Source organism: Pseudomonas sp. S34 (genome assembly GCF_009866745.1).
Classification (GTDB): Bacteria; Pseudomonadota; Gammaproteobacteria; order Pseudomonadales; family Pseudomonadaceae; genus Aquipseudomonas; species Aquipseudomonas jessenii.
In genome coordinates this window covers 4,451,088-4,470,937 of record NZ_CP019398.1, presented here as the reverse complement: position 1 = coordinate 4,470,937, position 19,850 = coordinate 4,451,088, and the positions used below count along the sequence as shown (strand labels likewise).

At 61.4% G+C, this 19,850-nt stretch carries 24 protein-coding genes; 10 read left to right on the top strand and 14 right to left on the bottom strand.

The window, feature by feature from the left end; translation table 11 throughout:
* The first annotated feature begins 4 nt into the window (after nucleotides 1–4).
* From PspS34_RS19835 to PspS34_RS19820, 4 genes are all read left to right on the top strand, one after another.
* Complete coding sequence (locus tag PspS34_RS19835) at nucleotides 5–685, top strand: response regulator (protein WP_057713866.1); 681 nt, start codon at nucleotides 5–7, stop codon at nucleotides 683–685.
* The gene (locus PspS34_RS19830) at nucleotides 682–2,007 is read left to right on the top strand and encodes an ATP-binding protein (RefSeq protein WP_150812323.1); all 1,326 of its coding nucleotides are present in this window, start codon (nucleotides 682–684) and stop codon (nucleotides 2,005–2,007) included. The genes PspS34_RS19835 and PspS34_RS19830 overlap by 4 nt, the downstream gene beginning before the upstream one ends.
* Before the next feature lie 188 nt (nucleotides 2,008–2,195).
* A complete protein-coding gene (locus PspS34_RS19825) occupies nucleotides 2,196–3,596 on the top strand; it encodes an aspartate aminotransferase family protein (protein ID WP_057713868.1) in 1,401 nt (466 codons plus the stop codon).
* Between the two features lie 81 nt (nucleotides 3,597–3,677).
* On the top strand, nucleotides 3,678–3,905 hold the full coding sequence (locus PspS34_RS19820; protein ID WP_057713869.1) for an MbtH family protein: 228 nt from the start codon (nucleotides 3,678–3,680) through the stop codon (nucleotides 3,903–3,905).
* Nucleotides 3,906–4,082: 177 nt separating this feature from the next.
* Here PspS34_RS19820 and PspS34_RS19815 read toward each other — a convergent pair whose 3' ends face one another.
* The 10 genes from PspS34_RS19815 to soxR form a co-directional block, all read right to left on the bottom strand.
* Nucleotides 4,083–4,985, bottom strand: a complete 903-nt coding sequence (locus PspS34_RS19815; protein WP_154947022.1) for a zinc ABC transporter substrate-binding protein — start codon at nucleotides 4,983–4,985, stop codon at nucleotides 4,083–4,085.
* Complete coding sequence (locus PspS34_RS19810; protein ID WP_154947021.1) at nucleotides 4,986–5,885, bottom strand: metal ABC transporter permease; 900 nt, start codon at nucleotides 5,883–5,885, stop codon at nucleotides 4,986–4,988.
* Nucleotides 5,885–6,643 (bottom strand): metal ABC transporter ATP-binding protein, encoded by a 759-nt coding sequence (locus tag PspS34_RS19805; RefSeq protein ID WP_154947020.1) that lies wholly within the window; start codon nucleotides 6,641–6,643, stop codon nucleotides 5,885–5,887. Before PspS34_RS19805 ends, PspS34_RS19810 begins: the two co-directional genes overlap by 1 nt.
* Nucleotides 6,640–7,566: a metal ABC transporter substrate-binding protein gene (locus tag PspS34_RS19800; protein ID WP_154947019.1), complete on the bottom strand. Its 927-nt coding sequence runs from the start codon at nucleotides 7,564–7,566 to the stop codon at nucleotides 6,640–6,642. Before PspS34_RS19800 ends, PspS34_RS19805 begins: the two co-directional genes overlap by 4 nt.
* A 35-nt stretch (nucleotides 7,567–7,601) precedes the next feature.
* The gene (locus tag PspS34_RS19795) at nucleotides 7,602–8,177 is read right to left on the bottom strand and encodes a DUF6162 family protein (RefSeq protein WP_154947018.1); all 576 of its coding nucleotides are present in this window, start codon (nucleotides 8,175–8,177) and stop codon (nucleotides 7,602–7,604) included.
* A complete protein-coding gene (locus PspS34_RS19790; RefSeq protein WP_057713874.1) occupies nucleotides 8,174–8,503 on the bottom strand; it encodes a hypothetical protein in 330 nt (109 codons plus the stop codon). Before PspS34_RS19790 ends, PspS34_RS19795 begins: the two co-directional genes overlap by 4 nt.
* Nucleotides 8,500–9,042, bottom strand: coding sequence for a thiamine pyrophosphate-binding protein (locus PspS34_RS19785; protein WP_154860210.1), 543 nt, complete (start codon nucleotides 9,040–9,042; stop codon nucleotides 8,500–8,502). Before PspS34_RS19785 ends, PspS34_RS19790 begins: the two co-directional genes overlap by 4 nt.
* Complete coding sequence (locus PspS34_RS19780) at nucleotides 9,039–10,241, bottom strand: PepSY domain-containing protein (RefSeq protein WP_154947017.1); 1,203 nt, start codon at nucleotides 10,239–10,241, stop codon at nucleotides 9,039–9,041. Before PspS34_RS19780 ends, PspS34_RS19785 begins: the two co-directional genes overlap by 4 nt.
* 289 nt (nucleotides 10,242–10,530) lie before the next feature.
* Nucleotides 10,531–10,989, bottom strand: coding sequence for a VOC family protein (locus tag PspS34_RS19775; protein WP_057713877.1), 459 nt, complete (start codon nucleotides 10,987–10,989; stop codon nucleotides 10,531–10,533).
* Nucleotides 10,990–11,115: 126 nt separating this feature from the next.
* Nucleotides 11,116–11,571 carry a redox-sensitive transcriptional activator SoxR gene (gene soxR, locus PspS34_RS19770; RefSeq protein ID WP_057713878.1) on the bottom strand — a complete coding sequence of 152 codons (456 nt, stop codon included), beginning with the start codon at nucleotides 11,569–11,571 and terminating at the stop codon, nucleotides 11,116–11,118.
* Nucleotides 11,572–11,667: 96 nt separating this feature from the next.
* On the opposite strand from soxR, the gene PspS34_RS19765 reads away from it, so the two are divergent.
* The 5 genes from PspS34_RS19765 (at nucleotide 11,668) to PspS34_RS19745 (ending at nucleotide 16,380) form a co-directional block, all read left to right on the top strand.
* Nucleotides 11,668–12,039 carry an antibiotic biosynthesis monooxygenase gene (locus PspS34_RS19765; protein ID WP_154910787.1) on the top strand — a complete coding sequence of 124 codons (372 nt, stop codon included), beginning with the start codon at nucleotides 11,668–11,670 and terminating at the stop codon, nucleotides 12,037–12,039.
* 117 nt (nucleotides 12,040–12,156) lie between these two features.
* A complete protein-coding gene (locus tag PspS34_RS19760) occupies nucleotides 12,157–12,426 on the top strand; it encodes a hypothetical protein (RefSeq protein ID WP_057713880.1) in 270 nt (89 codons plus the stop codon).
* A 101-nt stretch (nucleotides 12,427–12,527) separates the two neighbouring features.
* On the top strand, nucleotides 12,528–13,142 hold the full coding sequence (locus PspS34_RS19755; RefSeq protein ID WP_090456994.1) for a LysE family translocator: 615 nt from the start codon (nucleotides 12,528–12,530) through the stop codon (nucleotides 13,140–13,142).
* A gap of 206 nt (nucleotides 13,143–13,348) precedes the next feature.
* On the top strand, nucleotides 13,349–14,506 hold the full coding sequence (locus tag PspS34_RS19750) for an aminotransferase class V-fold PLP-dependent enzyme (RefSeq protein WP_154947016.1): 1,158 nt from the start codon (nucleotides 13,349–13,351) through the stop codon (nucleotides 14,504–14,506).
* 65 nt (nucleotides 14,507–14,571) lie between these two features.
* A complete protein-coding gene (locus tag PspS34_RS19745; RefSeq protein WP_150812334.1) occupies nucleotides 14,572–16,380 on the top strand; it encodes an aminopeptidase P family protein in 1,809 nt (602 codons plus the stop codon).
* 88 nt (nucleotides 16,381–16,468) lie between these two features.
* Here PspS34_RS19745 and PspS34_RS19740 read toward each other — a convergent pair whose 3' ends face one another.
* Both PspS34_RS19740 and PspS34_RS19735 read right to left on the bottom strand, forming a co-directional pair.
* A complete protein-coding gene (locus tag PspS34_RS19740) occupies nucleotides 16,469–17,059 on the bottom strand; it encodes a 2-hydroxychromene-2-carboxylate isomerase (protein ID WP_057713884.1) in 591 nt (196 codons plus the stop codon).
* Between the two features lie 38 nt (nucleotides 17,060–17,097).
* Complete coding sequence (locus PspS34_RS19735) at nucleotides 17,098–17,826, bottom strand: SDR family oxidoreductase (protein WP_057713885.1); 729 nt, start codon at nucleotides 17,824–17,826, stop codon at nucleotides 17,098–17,100.
* 93 nt (nucleotides 17,827–17,919) lie between these two features.
* On the opposite strand from PspS34_RS19735, the gene PspS34_RS19730 reads away from it, so the two are divergent.
* Nucleotides 17,920–18,480: a TetR/AcrR family transcriptional regulator gene (locus tag PspS34_RS19730; RefSeq protein ID WP_090456989.1), complete on the top strand. Its 561-nt coding sequence runs from the start codon at nucleotides 17,920–17,922 to the stop codon at nucleotides 18,478–18,480.
* Between the two features lie 14 nt (nucleotides 18,481–18,494).
* Here the strand turns inward: PspS34_RS19730 and PspS34_RS19725 are convergent, their stop codons facing one another.
* Nucleotides 18,495–18,776 carry a hypothetical protein gene (locus tag PspS34_RS19725; RefSeq protein ID WP_057713887.1) on the bottom strand — a complete coding sequence of 94 codons (282 nt, stop codon included), beginning with the start codon at nucleotides 18,774–18,776 and terminating at the stop codon, nucleotides 18,495–18,497.
* A gap of 169 nt (nucleotides 18,777–18,945) precedes the next feature.
* Nucleotides 18,946–19,833: a threonine/homoserine exporter RhtA gene (gene rhtA, locus PspS34_RS19720; protein WP_057713888.1), complete on the bottom strand. Its 888-nt coding sequence runs from the start codon at nucleotides 19,831–19,833 to the stop codon at nucleotides 18,946–18,948.
* Nucleotides 19,834–19,850 lie beyond the last annotated feature (17 nt).

The window sequence follows — 19,850 nt, the reverse complement described above, 5'->3', positions numbered from 1 at the left end:
TCCCATGCACGTACTGGTTTGCGAAGACGATGAATTGATCGCCAGCGGTATCGTCGCCGGCCTGACCGCCCAGGGCCTGACCGTGGAACACGTCGCCACGGCGTCCGCCGCCCGGGCGATGCTCAAGGTGGCGGAGTTCGACGTGATGGTGCTCGACCTTGGGTTGCCGGACGAGGATGGCCTCAAGCTGCTGCAGCAGTTGCGCCATCAAGGCCTGGAGTTGCCGGTTTTGATCCTCACCGCCCGGGACTCGGTCACTGATCGCGTCGATGGCCTGCAAGCCGGTGCCGACGACTATCTGCTCAAACCGTTCGACTTGCGCGAACTCGCTGCACGCTTGCACACGCTGTTGCGGCGAGTGGCGGGGCGCAGCGTCAACCTGATCGAGCATGGTGCCCTGACCTACGACCCGAGCAGCCGCGAAACCACGCTCGCGGGGCAACCGGTGGACCTGTCGCGCCGTGAACAGTCATTGCTGCAAGCCTTGCTGCATAACCGTGGCCGTGTGTTGTCCACCGAGCAACTCAAGGACAGCGTCTACGGTTTCAACGACGAACTGGAAAGCAACGCCCTTAACGTCCATATCCATCACCTGCGGCGCAAGCTCGGCAACGGCATTGTCGAGACCGTGCGCGGCCTGGGCTATCGCCTGGGGCCGGCTGATGGCGGAGAAAAATCGAAGTGATGAGTCTGCGTTTGCGCCTGAGTCTGACGCTCGGCGCCGCATTTGCCTTGATCTGGGCCCTGGCCGCGGCCTGGATGCTCAGCGATCTGCGCAATCAAATGATGTTTTCCCTCGACCAGCGCCTGGTGGCCTCGGCACGCATGGTCGCCGGCCTGATGGAGCAACTGCCGCCCGTGCCGAGCAAGGGCGAGGGCACCCACTTCAGTGCCGAACAGCTGAACATTCCGGGTGGCATGGCGTGCCAGGTCAGCTCGTTGCGCGGCGAAATCCTTGCCCGCAGTCACTCCGATCCGCAGCAGACCCTGGAGGCCGAGAAACTCGGGTTTCACGATCAGATGATCGACGGCGCGCCGTGGCGCAGTTTCACATTGGCCCGGGGCGATCTGCGCATCACCACCGCTGACCGGCAGATCGAGCGTGAGGCGTTGAACATGTCGATCCTGCTGGCCGCTTCGGTGCCGGTGGGCGTGGCGCTGCTCGGTTGCCTGTGTTTGCTCTGGCTGGGCATCGGCCAGGGGCTGGCGCCGCTCAACCGCATGCGCGATGCCTTGATGCGCCGCAGCGCCGACTCCCTTGAACCCTTGCAGATCCAGCCACTGCCCAGTGAGCTGCAACCCTTGCTGGAAACCCAGAACCAGTTGCTCCAGCGCATCGGCAAGACCATTGAGCGCGAACGTCGCCTGACCGGAGACGCGGCCCACGAACTGCGCAGCCCGCTGACCGCGATCAAGACCCACCTGCAAGTGGCGCGGATGACGCAAGGCAGCGCCCGGGACCAGTCCCTGGCCCGGGCCGAAGAGGGCGCCGACCGCATGCACCGGACCCTCGAACAATTACTGTTGTTGGCGCGCGTCGAGGGCAGCCTGTCATTCGACGACGGTGTGCAGTGCAACGCCGAACAAGTGGCGAAACTGGCGATCCAGGACGCGGCAAGCGGCGATCGCCAGCGCATCAGGTTTCAGGCGCCGGGCAAGGTTTCCGCCGCGCCGGTACAAATGCCCGCCGTGCTGTCGATTGCCGCGCTGCGCAACTTGCTCGACAACGCACTGCGCCATACCCCCGCCGACAAAGCGGTGGAGTTGAGCCTGGAAACCACCGGCAATCGTGTGCAGTTTGTGGTGCGCGACCATGGGCCGGGGATTGCCGAAGAAGATCTGCAACACCTGACCCAGCGCTTCTGGCGCAACGGTCAGAGCACCGGTTGTGGTCTGGGGCTGGCGATTGTGCAGGCCATCGTTCAGCGTTGCGGTTGCACGCTGCATTTCGATAGCCGACCGGACGGCTTGCGGGTTGAGCTGACGATGCCGCTGCAACCGGTCTGACCCCCCCTGTAGGAGCGAGCTCTGCTCGCGATGGTCGATAACGATAACGTGTGCTTTCTGAATGCACGCGGTGTTCTTGAGTCCATCGCGAGCGAGCTCGCTCCTGTAAAGGTTTCCGTGTTACCGCCTAAATCCCTCAAGCGCTGATGCGTTTCCAGAACAGGAAAACCTTATTGAGGGGTCGAGAGATGTCAGTCGCTACCAACCTTATCGAAGAGCAGCCGGCGACGTCCGCCGAGACGCTTTATCAATTCAACGAATCGCCATTGCTCGCCCGTCAGAGCCGGCAGGAATCCAACGCCCGCAGCTATCCGCGACGCATTCCCCTGGCACTCAAGCGCGCCAAGGGCATCTACGTCGAAGATGTCGAAGGCCGCACCTTCATCGATTGCCTGGCCGGAGCCGGAACCCTGGCCCTGGGGCACAACCACCCGGTGGTGATCGAAGCCATCCAGCAAGTGCTGGCCGATGAGCTGCCGCTGCACACCCTGGACCTGACCACGCCGGTCAAGGACCGGTTCGTCCAGGATCTGTTCGGGCTGCTGCCGCCTGCCCTGGCCGCTGAAGCGAAGATCCAGTTTTGCGGCCCGACCGGCACCGACGCCGTGGAAGCGGCACTGAAACTGGTGCGTACCGCCACTGGTCGCAGCACCGTGATCTCGTTCCAGGGTGGCTATCACGGCATGAGTCAGGGCGCGTTGAGCCTGATGGGCAGTCTGGGGCCGAAAAAGCCCTTGGGCGCCTTGCTTGGCAGCGGCGTGCAGTTCATGCCGTACCCTTACGATTACCGCTGCCCGTTCGGGCTCGGCGGCGCGCAAGGGGTCAAAGCCAACCTGAGTTACCTGGAAAACCTGCTCAATGATCCCGAGGCTGGTGTGCAATTGCCGGCGGCGGTGATCGTGGAAGTGGTGCAGGGCGAGGGCGGGGTGATTCCGGCGGATCTGGACTGGTTGCGCGGTGTGCGGCGGATCACTGAACAGGCGGGTGTCGCGCTGATCGTCGACGAAATCCAGAGTGGCTTCGCCCGCACCGGCAAGATGTTCGCCTTCGAGCATGCCGGGATCATTCCCGATGTCGTGGTGATGTCCAAGGCCATCGGTGGCAGCCTGCCGCTGGCGGTGGTGGTCTATCGCGACTGGCTCGACACCTGGCTGCCGGGCGCCCATGCCGGGACGTTCCGTGGCAACCAGATGGCCATGGCCGCCGGTTGCGCGGTGATGCGTTATCTGGTCGAACACAAGGTCTGCGAGCATGCCGCCGCGATGGGCGAGCGTCTGGCCGAGCACCTGCGCATCCTGCAGCGGGACTTCCCGCAACTGGGGGACATTCGCGGACGTGGCTTGATGCTCGGCGTCGAACTGGTGGACCCGACGGGCGCGCTGGATGCCCAAGGCCATCCACCGGCTTTCGCCCGTCTGGCACCACTGGTGCAGCGCGAATGCCTCAAGCGTGGCTTGATCCTGGAACTCGGTGGCCGTCACGGCGCGGTGGTGCGCTTCCTGCCGCCACTGGTGATTACCGCTGCGCAAATCGATCGCGTGGCCGAGATTTTCGGGCGAGCCCTGGCCGCCGCCACGGCCAATCCTTAAATTTTCCGCCCTGCGGATCGTTCCTTCTACATAACGGTTGCGTGCACAACGCAACCCGCCCGAAAACGATGGAGAGACAGCATGACGTCAGTATTCGACCGCGAGGACATCCTCTTTCAGGTCGTGGTCAACCACGAAGAGCAATACTCGATCTGGCCCGACTACAAAGCCGTGCCACAAGGCTGGCGCACCGTGGGTAAAAGCGGGCTGAAAAAGGAATGCCTGGCCTACATCGAAGAAACCTGGACCGACATGCGTCCATTGAGCCTGCGGCAGAAGATGGACGAGCAGGCGGCTGTGGCGCACTGATCCGTCACGCAAAAAGAAGCCCGCTGGACTGGTGACAGTCAGCGGGCTTTTTCAGGTCTGGAGTCTTGTGTCGCCTATCAGGCCGCCTTCGCGAGCAAGCCCGCTCCCACAGGGGACCGCATTTCAAATGTGGGAGCGGGCTTGCTCGCGAAGAACGATAACGCGGTCCAACCGAGGTTACACGCCACTAAGCCCCTTGATGACCAAATCCACATTCCCCTCCAGTTCCGCCACCGGATCCTCGGCATCGGTACTCAACACCACCAATCGGCTACCCGACCCGGCAATCACCGCTTTCAGCGCATCCGACGGCTGCCGGTGATGCAGCACCACCGTCACGTCATTGTCCTTGAGCGTTGCGCCCAACTGCTTCAGCGCCTCCGGTGTCCACTCGGCATCGGCGCGTGCGTCCTGGCCGATCAATTCCAGATTGAGACCGCCGATCAGGTAGCCGAAGTGATCGCTGAGACTCATCACACTGAGGTTGTCCACATTGGCCAACCGCGCTTCGCTGTCGGCGCTCAGCTTGAGCAAACGCTGTTTGAGCGTTGCCAGGTTGGCGTCGATCTTCGGCTTGGCCTTGGGGGCCAGGCGCACCAGGTCCGCCGCCATCACATCGGCCATGCGCCCCATGTTATTGCTGGAGAACCACGGCTGACTGTTCAGCCCGTCGACCTTGTTGTCGGGCTGTACGGCTATGCCGGGCAGGGCGCCATCCACGGGACGAGCGGCATCGACTTCGACGATGCGGATATTGCTGCGCCGGGCGATCGGGTACAGCGGGTCATCCGGCCACAGTGAGCGCAGGCCGATCACCGCATCGGCGTCGCTTGCCAGTTTGGCCAGCGACGGGGCGCCACGACCGGTGAAGTAGGCGGTCTGGCGGCTGCCGGGCAGGTTGGTCGGGGCCGCGCGTTCGAGGCTGACATCGGTGCCCTTGAGCAAGACCTCACCGAGACCATAAGTAATCGGCAAGGAGGCCAGCACACGCAGCGGTTTGCCGTTGTCGGCGGCCATGGTCGTTGTCGCCAGCCCGCACAGGGCGATGGCGAGGGTCAGTTGGCGCAGTGAAAAAATCATTTATCCAAGGTTCCCTTTCAGGCTGGGGACGACGCCGCGCGCGATGGCGGCCAGGGCGAAGGCGATACCGGCCACGAGGATGATCGCGGCGCCGGACGGGATCGGCAGGTCGAAGACAATCGGTGCAAGAATCCCGCACAGTGTGCTGACCGTGGCGATCAGCACCGAACACCAGAAAAAGCCCTTCAGCGATTGGCTGAGCAGGCGTGCCGCGGCGGCCGGAATCACCAGCAGGGCACCCACCAGAATCGCGCCGATGACCTTCACGGCGGCAACGGTGATCAGCGTCACCAGAATCACGAACAGATAATCCAGGGTTTTCACCGCCACCCCGCGCACCGCCGCCAACTGCGGGTTGAAACTGGCGAGCATGATGCGGTTGTACAAAGGCAAGGCCAGGGCCATGACCAGCGAACCGACGATGGCCAGCACCAGCAGGTCATTGCCATTGACCGTCAGCACCGAGCCGAACAGCACGTTTTCCAGAATGTGCACGTTGATCTTGCCCGCCAGAATCAGCAGCAGGCTCGCGCCCAAGGCGAGCGACACCGAGAGAAACACGCCGATCAGAGTGTCCGGGGCCAGACCGGTGCGGTTGCGCAGGTAATTGAGCAGGATGCCGAACAGCAGGCAGTAGCCGAACAGGCTGCTGTAGGGGCCGGTGTAGGGTTCGCCGAGCAGGATGCCGATGGCCACGCCGGTCAGGGCGGCGTGACCGACCGCCTCGGAGAAAAACGCGAAGCGCTTGACCACCACCAACGTGCCCAGGCCTCCCAGTACCGGGCCGATCAACAGACCGGCGAGCAGGGCGTTGACCACGAATCCATAGGCCAGCGCCTCGGGCAGATAACCCGACGACGCCCAGCCCTGGACCATCAGGCGAAAAGCTTCGTAACTCATCAGGCAAGGCTCCGTGGGTGGGTCGAGAACAGGTTCAACAGACGCTCCGGTGTCAGCGCCTGTTGCGGCGTGGCGTCGAACAGCACCCGGCGATTGAGCCCGGTGACGTGATCGGCCAGGCGCCCGACCGCTTCCAGGTCGTGCTCGATCCACAGTACGGTGATGCCCGCCGCTCGCCAGTCGCCGAGCAAGCGTTCGAACACCCGGATACCGGCCTCATCGAGGGCCGACATCGGTTCGTCGAGCACCAGCAATTGCGGAGGCGGAATCAGCCCCTGGGCCAGCAACACCCGTTGCCGTTCGCCGCCGGACAGCGCGCCCATGCGGCGCTTGCGTTTGTCCTGCATGCCGACCCGCTCCAGCGCCTCGCCAATCGCCGTCGCGTAGTGTTTGCTCAAGCCGAGAAAGGCCGGGCGACGCTGGCACATGGCGGCCATGAAATCGTCGACGGTCATTGGCAAGCCCCGGTCGAACTCCAGTGCCTGTGGCACATATCCGATGGTCCCCGGCTCGCCTGGCCAATGCAGGCTCAAGCGGCCCTGGTGAGGCATTTGCCCGAGCAGGGTCTTGATCAGCGAACTCTTGCCGCCGCCATTGGGGCCGACCAACGCGTGCACGCTGCCGGGGGGGACCTGAAAGGTTACGTTGTCGAGGATGGTGGTGCGCCCGAGGGTCAGGCTGACGTCGGCAAAATCCAGCGTCGGCCCCAAAACCTGTGGGGATTCTGCATCGGCCAGGATGGTTTCTTTCGATGTCATTGGCCGGACTCCTGAATCGCCCGCACCACGGTGTCGAGGTTGCCGGTCATTTCCTTTTCGTACTTGTCGGCGGTGTATTCGCCGTAGGAAATATGCGACAGCGGATACAGCTTCACGCCGGATTCGCGCTGGATGGTGTCGACGTAAGTGGAAGGAAAGTCCATCTCCGAGAAGATCACCTTCACGTCCAGTTCACGCAGTTGATCGATGGTTTTTTTCAGCTGGCTCGGGCTTGGCTCGATACCGTGGGCCGGCTCGACCACGGCCGTCACTTCGAGGCCGAATTCGCGCAGCAGATAGTCGTAGGCCGCGTGTACCGTGGCCACCGGCAGTTCCGCGTTCGGTGCCTGGGTCAGTTTGGCCAGGGCGTCGGCGCGCATCTTGCGCAGGCGCTTGCCGTAGGCGCGGGCGTTCTCGGTGTAGGTTTTGGCATTGGCGGGATCGAACTTGCCTAGCTCCCGGGCAATGTTGTTGACCTGGGCAATCGAGGCGCTGATCGACAGGAAGGTGTGCGGGTTCACCACCTTGCCGGCACCGCGTGCGGCCACGCCGGTGGCGGCCAGTAGCGGTACGTTCTCGTTGGCTTCGATTACCGGCACGTTCGGCGTTTCGCTGGCGGCGATCATGCGGTCGGCGAAGTCGTCATGGCCGACACCGTTGAGCACAATCACGTCCAGCCCGCTGATGCGCTTGATGTCTTGGGCGCGAGGCTCGTAGGCATGCGGGTTGAAACCGGCTGGAATCAGCGGCACCACCTCGGCCTTGTCGCCGACGATGTTCGCCACGTAGCTGTAGTAGGGATGCAGGGTGATGCCGATGCGCAGGCGCTTGGCTTCGTCGGCGCTGGCCAGGGATGGCAGCAGGCAGGCGAGCAAGCCGACCAGCAGCAGGCGCAAAAAAGAACATTGAGATGAATTGGGCATGGGAAAGCGGTCTTCTCTCGGAAAAAGGCGAGGGTTCAGTGCCGGTGCTGGCGGGTCACACCGGCATCGAATTGCGCGATGACCTGCTGCCAGCCGGCGCTTTCGAGCGCGACGTCGCTGAGGTCGGCCGGTGCCGTGAGCGTGCTGGTGCGGTTGAGCCAGATGTCCGGTGCAGCGTCGGCGGTTGCGCTCAGGCGCAGCAGAAACGAACCGGCGACCGTCGGCTTCTGGCTCTGGCCGAAATAGGCCTTGGCGTCGAGCATTTGCCAGGCATGGCCACCCCGGCTGACGGAGCTGGCGTCCCGGGCAAACGGGGCAAAACCTTCCTCGGCCAGCAACTCGGGTGTCGGCAGCGCTTGCTGTTCCTGGCGCAGCAAATGGATCTCGTCCAGCGTCACCCGCAAATCGGCGTAGATACCTTGCTCGGATGCACTGAGGCCACGGCGTGCATCCAGTTGATGGCTGCTGACGCTGCTCACCTCATGGGATTCACCGCGCCAGAGCACCACCGAGCCGGCCACCGCCAGGATCGTCAGGCACAGCAGCAGAACATAGAGGGTTTCGTGACCGGCCCCGGCCGGGCGCACGACTTGGGTCGTTGGAGTGCTCATGGTGCCTCGATGTCCGCCTGGTCGATTTCCACGACGTGACCGGGGCCGGCATCGAACAGCACATAGAACTCGGCGCCGGGCTTCTTGAAGGTCAGGGTCGAATCAGGCCCGAGCTTGCCCGGCACCAGGATGGTTTCGTCGTAGCCGATCACATCGAGGGTCACGCCAGGAGCGCCGCTGCCGTCGGAAAAACCGCCGGTGCACTTGATCTGCTCCGCGTCGATGGCCTTGCATTCGCACATCGGATTGTGGGCTAGGGCTGCGGCGCTGAAGCCGGCGCAGAGCACCAGCAACACGGCGTTGAGCGGGCGAAGAGGGGTGATCATGGTTTGCCTCCTTGTTTGTTCAGCCAGGCGATGGTGGCGGGGGAGGCCTGGCTCAAAGGAATGGATGCCTGATGCATGGCGCCGTCCCAGCCTTCCATGGTGATCCACAGTTCGGCGTCGGCCGTGGTCTTTTCCGGGACGGGCAGCGAGGCGCCCATGCGGTACGGGGTGCCGAAGAAAATCACCCCGGCGGCGCGCAGGCTGCGGGGCTTGCCGATACGCAGGTAAGTGGCCTTGACCTGGCCGATACAGGCCTCGCACAACGCGGCGTTGAAACCTTTCATGTAACCGGCCGGGCCGTCGAGCATGGGCGCGGCGTTGCGCAATTCCGCCAGGCGCAGGCTCCAGGGACCGACCCGGACTTCGCCGACCTCCCGTTCGCCAAGGCCACTGTCGCCGCGCATCAATGCCTCGTCGGCGAAGTACTTGGGCATGAAACCCAGGGGAATCAGCAGTAACAGGACGTTCAGATGAAAGCGCCATTTGTGCCAGAACACGTGCAGGCGCGAGGGTTGCGAGGCCGCAATGACTTTGCTCACAGGTGGGCCTCCGAGGGTTCGTTGTTCGTGACCGGTTGCGCCGCGGTGCCACGCTGTTTTTTGTTGCTGCGCTTGAAGGCATTGGCCGTGGCCAGTGCCGTGCGTTTGGTCCAGATCAGCAGACCGCTGAGCACCATCATGCTCAGCAACAGGCCGAAGAACGCCCAGATCAGCTTGATCCACAGGCCGCCGAAATCGCCGGTGTGCAGCGGGCGCATGGATTCGGTGACGAACTCCAGGGTCGAACGGTCCGAGATCAGGCGCGAGGCGGCGATTTCGCCGTTGTACGGGTTGATCGTGGCGGTCTGGAACATCAACGGATACCAACCGCGTCCGCCGACATCCAGGTGGCTGTAGGCATTGCCCGGCAAGCTGACAAAGCTGGCCTCCAGCCCGGAGATTTTCTGCGTGGCGATTTCAATCGCGCGATCAAGGTCGATACGCGGCGGGGGCGAGCCATCGGCTGACAGCGGCACCGCTTCGCGGGACATCGCCGGGATGATCTTTTCCGTGGAAATGGAAATCTGGTTATCGAACAGCAATGCCTGGATCAGGAACCAGGTGCCGGTGATGGAAATCACCGCGATGAACCAGATCGACCAGATGCCGCTCAAACGGTGAAAGTCGCCCCAGAAAATCCGCGCGCCGTGGCGAATACGCAGGGTTGGCCGAAAAAAGCCTTTCCAGAAGCGTTTGTAGACCACCAGCCCCGTGACCAGCGACGCCAGTAGCGGCAAGCCGAGAAACGACACCAGGTACCAGCCCCAGCTGTAACCGTTGGTGAACGGCACCAGCCACCAGCCGTGCAGCGCCCGGGTGAAGGCGCGGAAGTTGAACTCCGGCGCGACACCCTGGATCACGCCGCTGTACGGATTGACATAAATCACTACCGAGCGCCCGTCGGGGTAGCTGACTTCGACATCCAGGGCGAAATGCGACTCGTCGGGGCGGCTGATGCTCTGCACCACGGTCTGCGGTTCGGCCTTGTTGATGGCCTCGATGACCTGCTGATAACTGAGTAGCGGGGCGTCGTCCGAGGGCTGGCTGGCGCGCATTGGCGGGTTGGTCAGCCAGACGATCTCCTGACTGATGACGGCCAGGGTTCCGGTTACACAGACGATCAGCACGAAAAACCAGATCGGCAATGCCAGCCAGCTATGGACCAGGAACCAGATTTTTGAACGGGACTTCTTTGACATGTTGGAGGTCTTGCCTGGATGAGAGGCAGCTCGGCTGCGGGCTTCGCAGGGATGAGCGCCCAGAAGGTCCGGTCGTGGCTTTTGCCTACGCGAAAGGACTGCATCTAAGTAGGACGGATGAGCAGGGGAAATCCCGAAAGGGGAAATGAAAGAAAATGTTTCTCATTGTCGACAGGTCGCGGGCGGGCTTGCTTGCGCAAGTGATTGGCATGTCGGCGGTGGTGCTGAAGTCGGGACCCTTGTGGGAGCGAGCCTGCTCGCGAAGAGGCCCGCTCCATCACCAGGGATTTCAACCTTGGGCAAACATCTCCTTGGCCCGTTGCTCGATCTGTTCCTGGGTCAGGTCTTCCTTGTGCGTGGCCAGGAACCACAGGTGCCCGTAGGGATCCTTCAAGGTCCCTGAACGGTCGCCGTAAAACTGATCCTTGACCTCCGATACAACGGTTGCGCCGGCATCGATCGCCTGTTTGTAGGACTTGTCGACATCCGTCACGTACAAATGCAGACCCACGGACGGCGAATTGTCCGGGTTGCTCAGCGGTCCTTGATCGCATGGTGTGCCCAGCATGATCGGGCAATCGCCAATGCGCAGTTCCGCGTGGCCGACACCGCCATCGGGCATGTCCAGGCGCATGATTTCAATGGCGCCGAAGGCTTTTTTGTAGAAGGCGATGGCTTCGGCGGCTTTGTTGATGCCCAGATAGGGGGTGACGCTGTGATACCCCTCTGGAATGGGTTTGACGCTCATGATGGAACTCCCTGTTGTTGTTTTGTGAATGGAAAGTACCTGTGCCGTTGTACGACCGAATAAATATAGGCCAGCCTCTTTCGCCTCACCGAGTGCCCGACGAGCAGCAGCGCCATTCAAGTGCCATCAAGTTGGCTCCAACCAGTGCGCTCCCGGCCCGCGCTCTCCCAGCACATCGCCTGCGTTGCGCAATGGACAAGCCTCCATCGACAGGCAACCACACCCGATACAGCCGTTGAGGCGATCGCGCAGCAGGGTCAGTTGGTTGATGCGCTCATCCAGTTCCCGACTCCATTGCGCCGACAGCATTTTCCAGTCCGCCGCCGTGGGCGCCCGGTTGTCGGGCAGTGACTTGAGGGCTTCGCCGATTTCCGCCAAAGGAATTCCCAGGCGCTGGGCAACCTTGATTAAGGCCACCCGTCGCAGCACTTCCCTGGGATAACGGCGCTGGTTGCCTTGATTGCGGTTGCTCTTGATCAGCCCCCTGGACTCATAGAAGTGCAGCGCCGTGACCGCCACACCGCTGCGCGCCGCGACTTGGCCGACGGTAAGTTCCTTGTGCAGGTTTTCCGGGGTGATCATTTAAAAATTGCCTCTTGAGCTCTAGTTAACTTGAGGTTTTACCCTGCACACCTTTGGATCGCAAGATTCGACTTACATGTGAGTGGGGGACATTTCATGCAAGCCTCAGAGAACAATCGCAGCTTTACCCAACTGATCGAATTCCAGATCGAGCCGCATCAACAATCCGCGCTGGTATTGGCATTGTCGGCACAGACCGAACATCTGGCCCGGCAGCACCGCGGCTTTCTCAGTGCCAGCATCCAGGCCAGCGATGATGGCCGGCGGGTACTCAATTATCTGCAATGGCAAACCCGCGAAGCCGGGGAGGCTGCGTTCCGGTCGTTTGAAAACGGCGAAGAGGATTTCTGGCAGTTGATCCGCGCCCATCAGGCGAAGGCCGTGACCTTCGGCTCGTTCCAGGTCCTGCACAGCCTGGAGCGCAGCCACGACAATGCATTGCACTGCAGCCTGGTGGACTGGCGCTGACAAGGGCAATGATCGCCATTTCTTGATAGCCACTATTGAAAGCGTTGATTTCTGCTGCCCGGGAGGCGCGGGTAGCCTGTGTTCATTGCCTCGAACCCAGTTGCCAGGACGCCAGAAATGAAACCGATGATCGCCACTTTGCTGATGCTCGCCGTCTCCGTACTCGCCGGATGTGCCAGCCATGTTTCCCCTGAGCTTCGGCCTTACACGGCTGAAGAAAGCAAGGAACTGGCGCTGGAAGCGCTGAACCGCCGCGGATTGTCCTTCGACGAGTACCACGCGAAAAAAGCCGAGCTGCTCGGTCAGCCGCAAAAGTCGTTCGGTTTCGACAACCAGGGTGAAATGAACGTCGGGCGATCTGTACAGCTTCACGGTCGTCCGAGCTGAGGCGAAACTGTACTGCTCCAAGTTTCGCGTAACTGTCCATGGGTTTCGCCGAAGGTGTGCGATAGGGTCAACACCTGACCGACCCTGACGGACTGCCACCCATGACGCTCTCACTCGACCTGCTGCTGGGCTTCGCCCTGTTTGCCCTCGTCACCTCGATCACGCCCGGCCCGAACAACACCATGTTGCTGGCCTCCGGGGTGAACTTCGGCTTCAACCGCACGATTCCGCACATGCTCGGCATCACTTGTGGCTTCTTCATACTGGTGGTGGCGGTCGGCTTTGGCCTTGGCGCGGTGTTCCAGACCTACCCTTTGCTCTACACCGTGCTGCGTTATGTGGGGGCGGCGTATTTGCTGTATCTGGCGTGGAAAATCGCCCATTCCGGGCCAATGTCGGAAAGCCAGCAGGGCGAGGCGAAACCGATCAGCTATCTGGGGGCCGCCGCGTTCCAGTGGGTCAATCCCAAGGCCTGGATCATGGCCATCGGCGCTATCAGCACTTACACGCCGATGCAGGGGTACTTCACGAATGTGATCGTGATCGCGGCCGTCTTTGCGATCATCAACCTGCCGAGCGTGGGTGTCTGGGCCGCTTGCGGCACGCTGTTGCGCAATGTTCTGAAGGATCGCCGCTGGCTGCGCCTGTTCAATTGGGGCATGGCCGCGCTGCTTGTGGGTTCGCTGTATCCGCTGATACTCGAAAGCTTTAGCTGACGCATTGCTTCAACCGGTTGCCCGATGCCTGTTAAGCTGACTTTTCAGGAGCGTTCCTACGCACTTTTAAATGAAGTAATTCTTCTTTAACGGCATCCGATCAGGTATTGGTAACGTTCTGAAAACCGCGCGCAGCTCACAAGGCTGCGCTTTGCCGTTTGCAGTCACGAGCTTCCTGATCCCGGAACACGCTCTGCGAGTCTTTTATGAATAAACGTCCGTTGTATTTCGATTACGCCGCCACCACGCCGGTGGATGAGCGGGTCATCAAGGTGATGGTCGAGTGCCTGGGCTTTACCGGCAATTTCGGCAACCCTGCCTCCAGTTCCCACGTTTTCGGCCAGCAGGCCCGGCAATCGGTCGAACAGGCGCGACGTCAGGTCGCCGAGCTGGTCGGCGCGACGCCCGGGCAGATCGTCTGGACCTCAGGCGCCACCGAATCCAACAACCTCGCGCTCAAAGGCGTGGCCCAGGCCCGCCGCATTGGCGGGGGCCATATCATCACCAGCCAGATCGAACACAAGGCCATTCTCGATACCGCCAGGCAACTGGAGGATGCCGGTATCGCGGTGACCTACCAGGTGCCGGACGCCGAGGGCCTGATCACCGCGCAGGCGGTCAGCGAAGCCATGCGCGAAGACACCTTCCTGGTGTCGCTGATGCTGGTCAACAACGAACTGGGTACCCTCAACGACATTCCCGCCATCGGTCAGGTCGTGCGTGATCGCGGGGCGTTGTTCCATGTCGACGCCGCACAGGGCGCGGGCAAAGTGGCGATCGACCTCGCACTGTGGCCGGTGGACCTGATGTCGTTTTCCGCGCACAAGCTCTACGGCCCCAAGGGCATCGGCGCGTTGTACGTCGGTCCGCGTGCACAACAGCGTTTGCAGGCGCAGATCCATGGCGGCGGGCATGAGGGCGGTTTGCGCTCCGGCACACTGGCGACCCATCAGATCGCGGCCATGGGCGCGGCCTTTGCACTGGCGGCGGCTGCGTTCGATGAAGAGAAAGCCACCATCGTGCGTTTGCGTGAGCGCTTGCTCGAGCAATTGCAGAGCGTTCCCGGCGTGCGTCTCAACGGCAGCCCGACCCGGCGCATTCCCCATACCCTGAGCCTGACCTTCGACGAAGGCGAGTTCAACCCGGCGGCGTTGCTGGCCTCGATCGCGTTTTCCGCGACCTCGGCCTGCAATTCCGCGAGCAATACCCCATCCCATGTACTGCTGGCCCTGGGGCACGATGCCCGCTCGGCCGGTCGCACCATCCGCTTGAGCCTCGGGCGTTTCACCACCGAGCAGGACATCGACCAGGCGGTTCAACTGATCAAGGCAGCCTGCGCCAGTGCTCCGGCATTCTGGCAATAGGGCGACGAAGCGCTGACATTGATCGGCACTCAACAATAATGATGAAGTGGTTAGCAGGAGACACGATGAATACGCAGCTTTCGATCAATGGATCGGTGCCCCAGCGCCTGGCGCAAACCCGCGAACTGATGAGCCGGGAGGGCATTCACGCCTTGCTGGTGCCGTCGGCCGACCCGCACCTGTCCGAATACCTGCCGGGTTACTGGCAGGGGCGCCAGTGGTTGTCGGGTTTCCATGGTTCGGTCGGCACCCTGATCGTGACCCCGGATTTTGCCGGCGTCTGGGCCGACAGCCGTTATTGGGAGCAGGCGACCAAGGAGCTCAACGGCAGCGGCATTGATCTGGTCAAGCTGCAACCGGGTCAACCCGGACCACTGGAATGGCTGGCCGAGCAAACCCCCGAGGGTGGCGTTGTCGCGGTCGATGGCGCGGTCATGGCCGTGGCTTCGGCACGGACCCTGGGCGGTAAACTGGAAGAGCGTGGCGCTCGCCTGCGCACCGACATCGACCTGCTGAGCGGCGTCTGGAGCGACCGCCCAGGCCTGCCGAACGAACCGATCTATCAGCACTTGCCACCACAGGCGACCGTCAGCCGTGGCGAAAAACTCGCCAAACTGCGTGAAACCCTGCAGGCGCGGGGTGCCGACTGGCATTTCATCGCCACCCTGGATGATATCGCCTGGCTGTTCAACCTGCGTGGCGGCGACGTTTCGTTCAACCCGGTGTTTGTTTCTTTCGCCTTGATCAATCAGCAACAGGCCACGCTGTTTGTCGCCTTGAGCAAAGTCAGCGCCGAACTGCGCGCCATCCTCGAACGGGACGGGGTGACCTTGCGCGATTACAGCGAAGTCGCTACTGCATTGCGTGCCGTACCGAGCGGCGCGAGCCTGCAAGTCGATCCGGCGCGGGTCACGGCGGGGTTGCTGGACAACCTCGACAGCGGGGTGAACCTGATCGAAGGCCTGAACCCGACCACCCTGGCCAAATCGCAAAAAAGCCTGGCCGATGCCGAACACATCCGTCAGGCCATGGAACAGGACGGCGCAGCACTGTGCGAATTCTTTGCCTGGCTGGATTCGGCGCTGGGGCGCGAGCGCATCACCGAACTGACCATCGACGAAAAACTCACCGCGGCCCGTGAACGTCGTCCGGATTATGTGTCTCTGAGTTTCAACACCATTGCCGCGTTCAACGCCAATGGCGCGATGCCGCATTACCATGCCACCGAAGAAGAACACGCGGTGATCGAAGGGGACGGCCTGCTGCTGATCGACTCCGGCGGCCAGTACCTGGGCGGCACCACCGACATCACGCGCATGGTTGCGGTGGGCACACCGACCGATGAGCAAAAACGCGATTGCACCCGCGTGCTCAAGGGGGTGATTGCCTTGTCCCGCGCGCAGTTCCCGAAAGGCATTCTGTCGCCGCTGCTCGATGCCATCGCCCGTGCGCCCATCTGGGCGGAAAGTGTCGACTACGGTCACGGCACCGGTCATGGCGTCGGTTACTTCCTGAACGTCCACGAAGGTCCGCAAGTCATTGCTTATCAGGCCGCGCCTGCCCCGCAAACCGCGATGCAACCCGGCATGATCACGTCCATTGAACCGGGTACCTATCGTCCGGGTCGTTGGGGTGTGCGTATCGAGAACCTGGCGATGAACCGTGAGGCAGGCAAAAGCGAATTCGGCGAGTTCCTCAAGTTCGAAACGCTCACCCTGTGCCCGATCGATACGCGCTGCCTGGAAACCTCGCTGCTGTCGGACGAGGAAAAGCAGTGGTTTAACGCCTACCACGCCGAAGTGCGCGAGCGCCTGAGTCCGTTGGTCGAAGGTGCCGCGCTGGAGTGGCTCAATACCCGCACGGCGGCTATCTGATCGGGTGCTGCTATTGGTTATGTGCAGCTCAGGCGCTTTATCCAGCGCCTGAGCCATAGGGCGGCGAAGGGCGGTTGGTGGTCGAGATTCAGCTCAAGGCTTCGAGCACGAAGTCCAGCCGATCCTGGCCGAAGTACAACTGATTGTCGACAAACATGCTTGGGGCTCCGAATACGCCTCGCTGTACGGCTTTTTCGGTGTTGTCCTTGAGCAGGGCTTTTACTTCTTCATCGGCGGTCAGGGCCAGCACCTCTTGCGGATCGAAAGCGTTTTCGCTGAGCACTGCCGCGACGGTTGCCGGTTCATCCAGGCTGCGACCCTCGACCCATATGGCCTTGAACAGGCAATCGATGAAAGCTGCAAAGCGTTCAGGGTGGCGCAACTGCATGCCTGTTACGGCGCGCATGAGCATCAAGGTGTTGATCGGGAAGTGGGGATTGAATTTCAGAGGCACGCCATAGCGTTTGGCGTAGCGGTCCAGATCCTCAAACATGTAGCGGCCTTTGGCCGGGACAGTCGCCGGAGAGGCGTTACCGGTGGCTTTGAACACTCCGCCCAACAAGAGCGGAATGTAGATCAACCGGGTGTCGGTTTGCGCGCAGATCTTCGGTAGCTGGGTGTAGGCCAGATAGGTGGCGGGGCTGCCGAGGTCGAAGTAGAACTCCACGGTTTTGCTCATGTTCAAGGCGCTCGTCTTGTTGTTGTGTGTGGGGGGAATTACCAGCGTTCGCTCCAGGGGCGCAGGTCCAGTTCGAAAGTCCAGGCGTCGCGGGGCTGGCTGTGCAGGTACCAGTAATTCTCGGCAATGTGTTCGGGGTTAAGGATGCCGTCCTGATCCTTGGTCGCGTATTTCTCGGGGAAGCTGTCGCGGATGAAGTCGGTATCGATGGCACCGTCGACGACGACATGGGCAACGTGAATGTTCATGGGGCCGAGCTCTCGGGCCATGCTTTGCGCCAGCGCGCGAATGCCGTGCTTGGCACCGGCAAATGCGGCGAAGCCGGCTGCGCCACGCAGGCCTGCAGTGGCGCCGGTGAACAGGATCGTGCCCCGCTGGCGCTTGGCCATGCGTTTGGCCACTTCACGCGCATTGAGAAAGCCGGAAAAACAGGCCATTTCCCAGATCTTGAAATACTTGCGGGCGGTTTCTTCGAGAATGCTGCACGGCACGTTCGCGCCGATGTTGAACACGAATGCCTCGATAGGGCCGATCTCGCTTTCTATCTGCTCGACCAGTGCGACCACGTCGTCTTCCTTGCGGGCGTCGCAGGCGAAACCGTGGGCCTCGCCACCATCGGCCTTTATGGCATCCACCAATGGCTGGAGCTTGTCCGCACTGCGGCGGGTAACGCAGGTGACAAAACCTTCCCGGGCAAAACGCTTGGCAATGGCGCCACCCGTGGCATCACCTGCACCGACGATAAGAACGACCTTCTTGTTATTCATGGGTAGATCCCTTTTGGTAAACGTTCGTTAACTAAACGAACGTTATGCTATGATTCGACAGACGTCAAGGCGAGCAAGCTAGGGAGAAAGGCAATGCGTTATTCGGCCAGTCACAAGCTGGAAACCAGGCAAAGGCTGCTGGAAAGCAGTGCGGTATCGGCCAAGAAGTCCGGATTTTCAACGGTGGGCGTGGACGGCCTGATGAAAGCGATTGGCTTGAGTGGCGGCGCCTTCTATAGCCATTTCTCGTCGAAAGACGAGTTGTTCGCCAGCATTGTCGAGCGTGAGTTGGGGCAAAGCCTGACGCGACTGGGGGAGGGAAAGGACCGTGACAAGCTGGAACGCTGCTTGAAGCAGTACCTGAGTATGTCTCACGTCGAGAATCCGGAAACCGGTTGTGCATTGCCGGCATTGGGGGCGGAAATTGCCCGTTCCGACCTGACTGTCCGTCAACAGGCAGAGCACTGGATTTGTCGGCTTCAGGAAAGTTGGGCGGGTATTCTGCAAAGCGACAGCCTGGCGTGGGCGATTCTGTCGCAATGTATTGGCGCGCTGGTCGTAGCGCGGATGCTGGCTAGCCCGGATATCCAGCGCACAGTGCTGAACTCCAGCTACGAGGAAATTGGCCGTCAGATCGCAAGCCCGAGAACCTGACCCGACGGCCCTGCCTATTTGCAGATGACAATCATGCTGCGGCTGGTATAGCCCGCAGGATTGAGGCCAAACGGGTAATCGCCGGGCTCTTCCACTGCATCTCCCGACTTGGCAATGACCTTGTATCCCTTGGGGGCGCAGGAATTGGCGGCGCTGGCGTAGCACTTGTCCCAGGACGAAGACAGTCCGGAACAGTTGATGTGCAGCCCTTTCTTACCGTGCTTGATCTGTGTTTCCGAAGTCGCTGCGCAGCCCGCAATTGCAAGTACGGCGATCAGCATCAAAAATCGTTTCATTACTGTCCTTATAGCGTCCCCGGATCTTGTGCCCGGGTTTGGCTGCTTTCACTTTCGCTTGACGCGTACCGATATCCCTATCTGAAATGATCCATGTCATGACTCTGGGGTGCGGGGCTAAACATGGCCTAATTGAGCGGCAAATACCAGAGCCGTTTCATATCTGCTTTCAATCCGCCGCTACGGCTGGTCTGGTGCTAGTGCTCATGGTCATGGTGGCACCGACGGATGCCAGAATGATGCACATGATTGCCATCCATTGTGACAGCGAGAGGTATTCATGAAGGAACAGCAAGCCAGATAGCGCGCCGAAGGCTGGCTCGATACTCATCAGTGTGCCGAAGGTTCTGGCTGGCATGCGGGTCAGCGCGACCATCTCCAGGGTGTAGGGGAGGGCTGTGGACAGGATGGCGACGCCAAGGGCTATAGGGATCAATGACGGGCTCAGCAGAGCTGAGCCTGCATGGACAATACCGATGGGGGCTACGAAGAGCGCAGCGATCATTACCCCCAGCGCAGCGGTTTGCACGCCATTGTCGGCCCCGGCTTTTTGACCGAACAAAATGTACAGTGCCCAGCAGACCCCTGCGCCCAAGGCATAACCGGCGCCTACAAGATCGATGCCGGTGGTCGTTTCTCCCGTCGGTATCAGTAACAGTAAGCCTGCGGCAGCCAGGGCAATCCACAAAAAGTCGATCGCGCGACGCGAGGCGTAGATCGCCACCGCCAGTGGGCCGGTGAATTCAAGCGCCACCGCGATGCCCAGCGGGACGGTTTGCAACGACATATAGAAGAGGAAGTTCATGCCGCCCAGCGCCATTCCGTAGACGATGACGGTGCGCAGGGACTTTGCAGTGAATTTTGCCCGCCATGGACGCAGTATCAGCATCATGATCACACTGGCAAAAATCAGTCGTAATGTTGTCGTCCCCTGGGGGCCCACAACGGAGAACATGCTTTTGGCCAGGGAGGCTCCGGACTGGATCGATGCCATGGCTATGAGCAGCAGCCCAACCGAGAACAGGGTAGAGGCTAGGCTGCGAGGCTGGTCATTCATTACGTGGCATCGTCCGA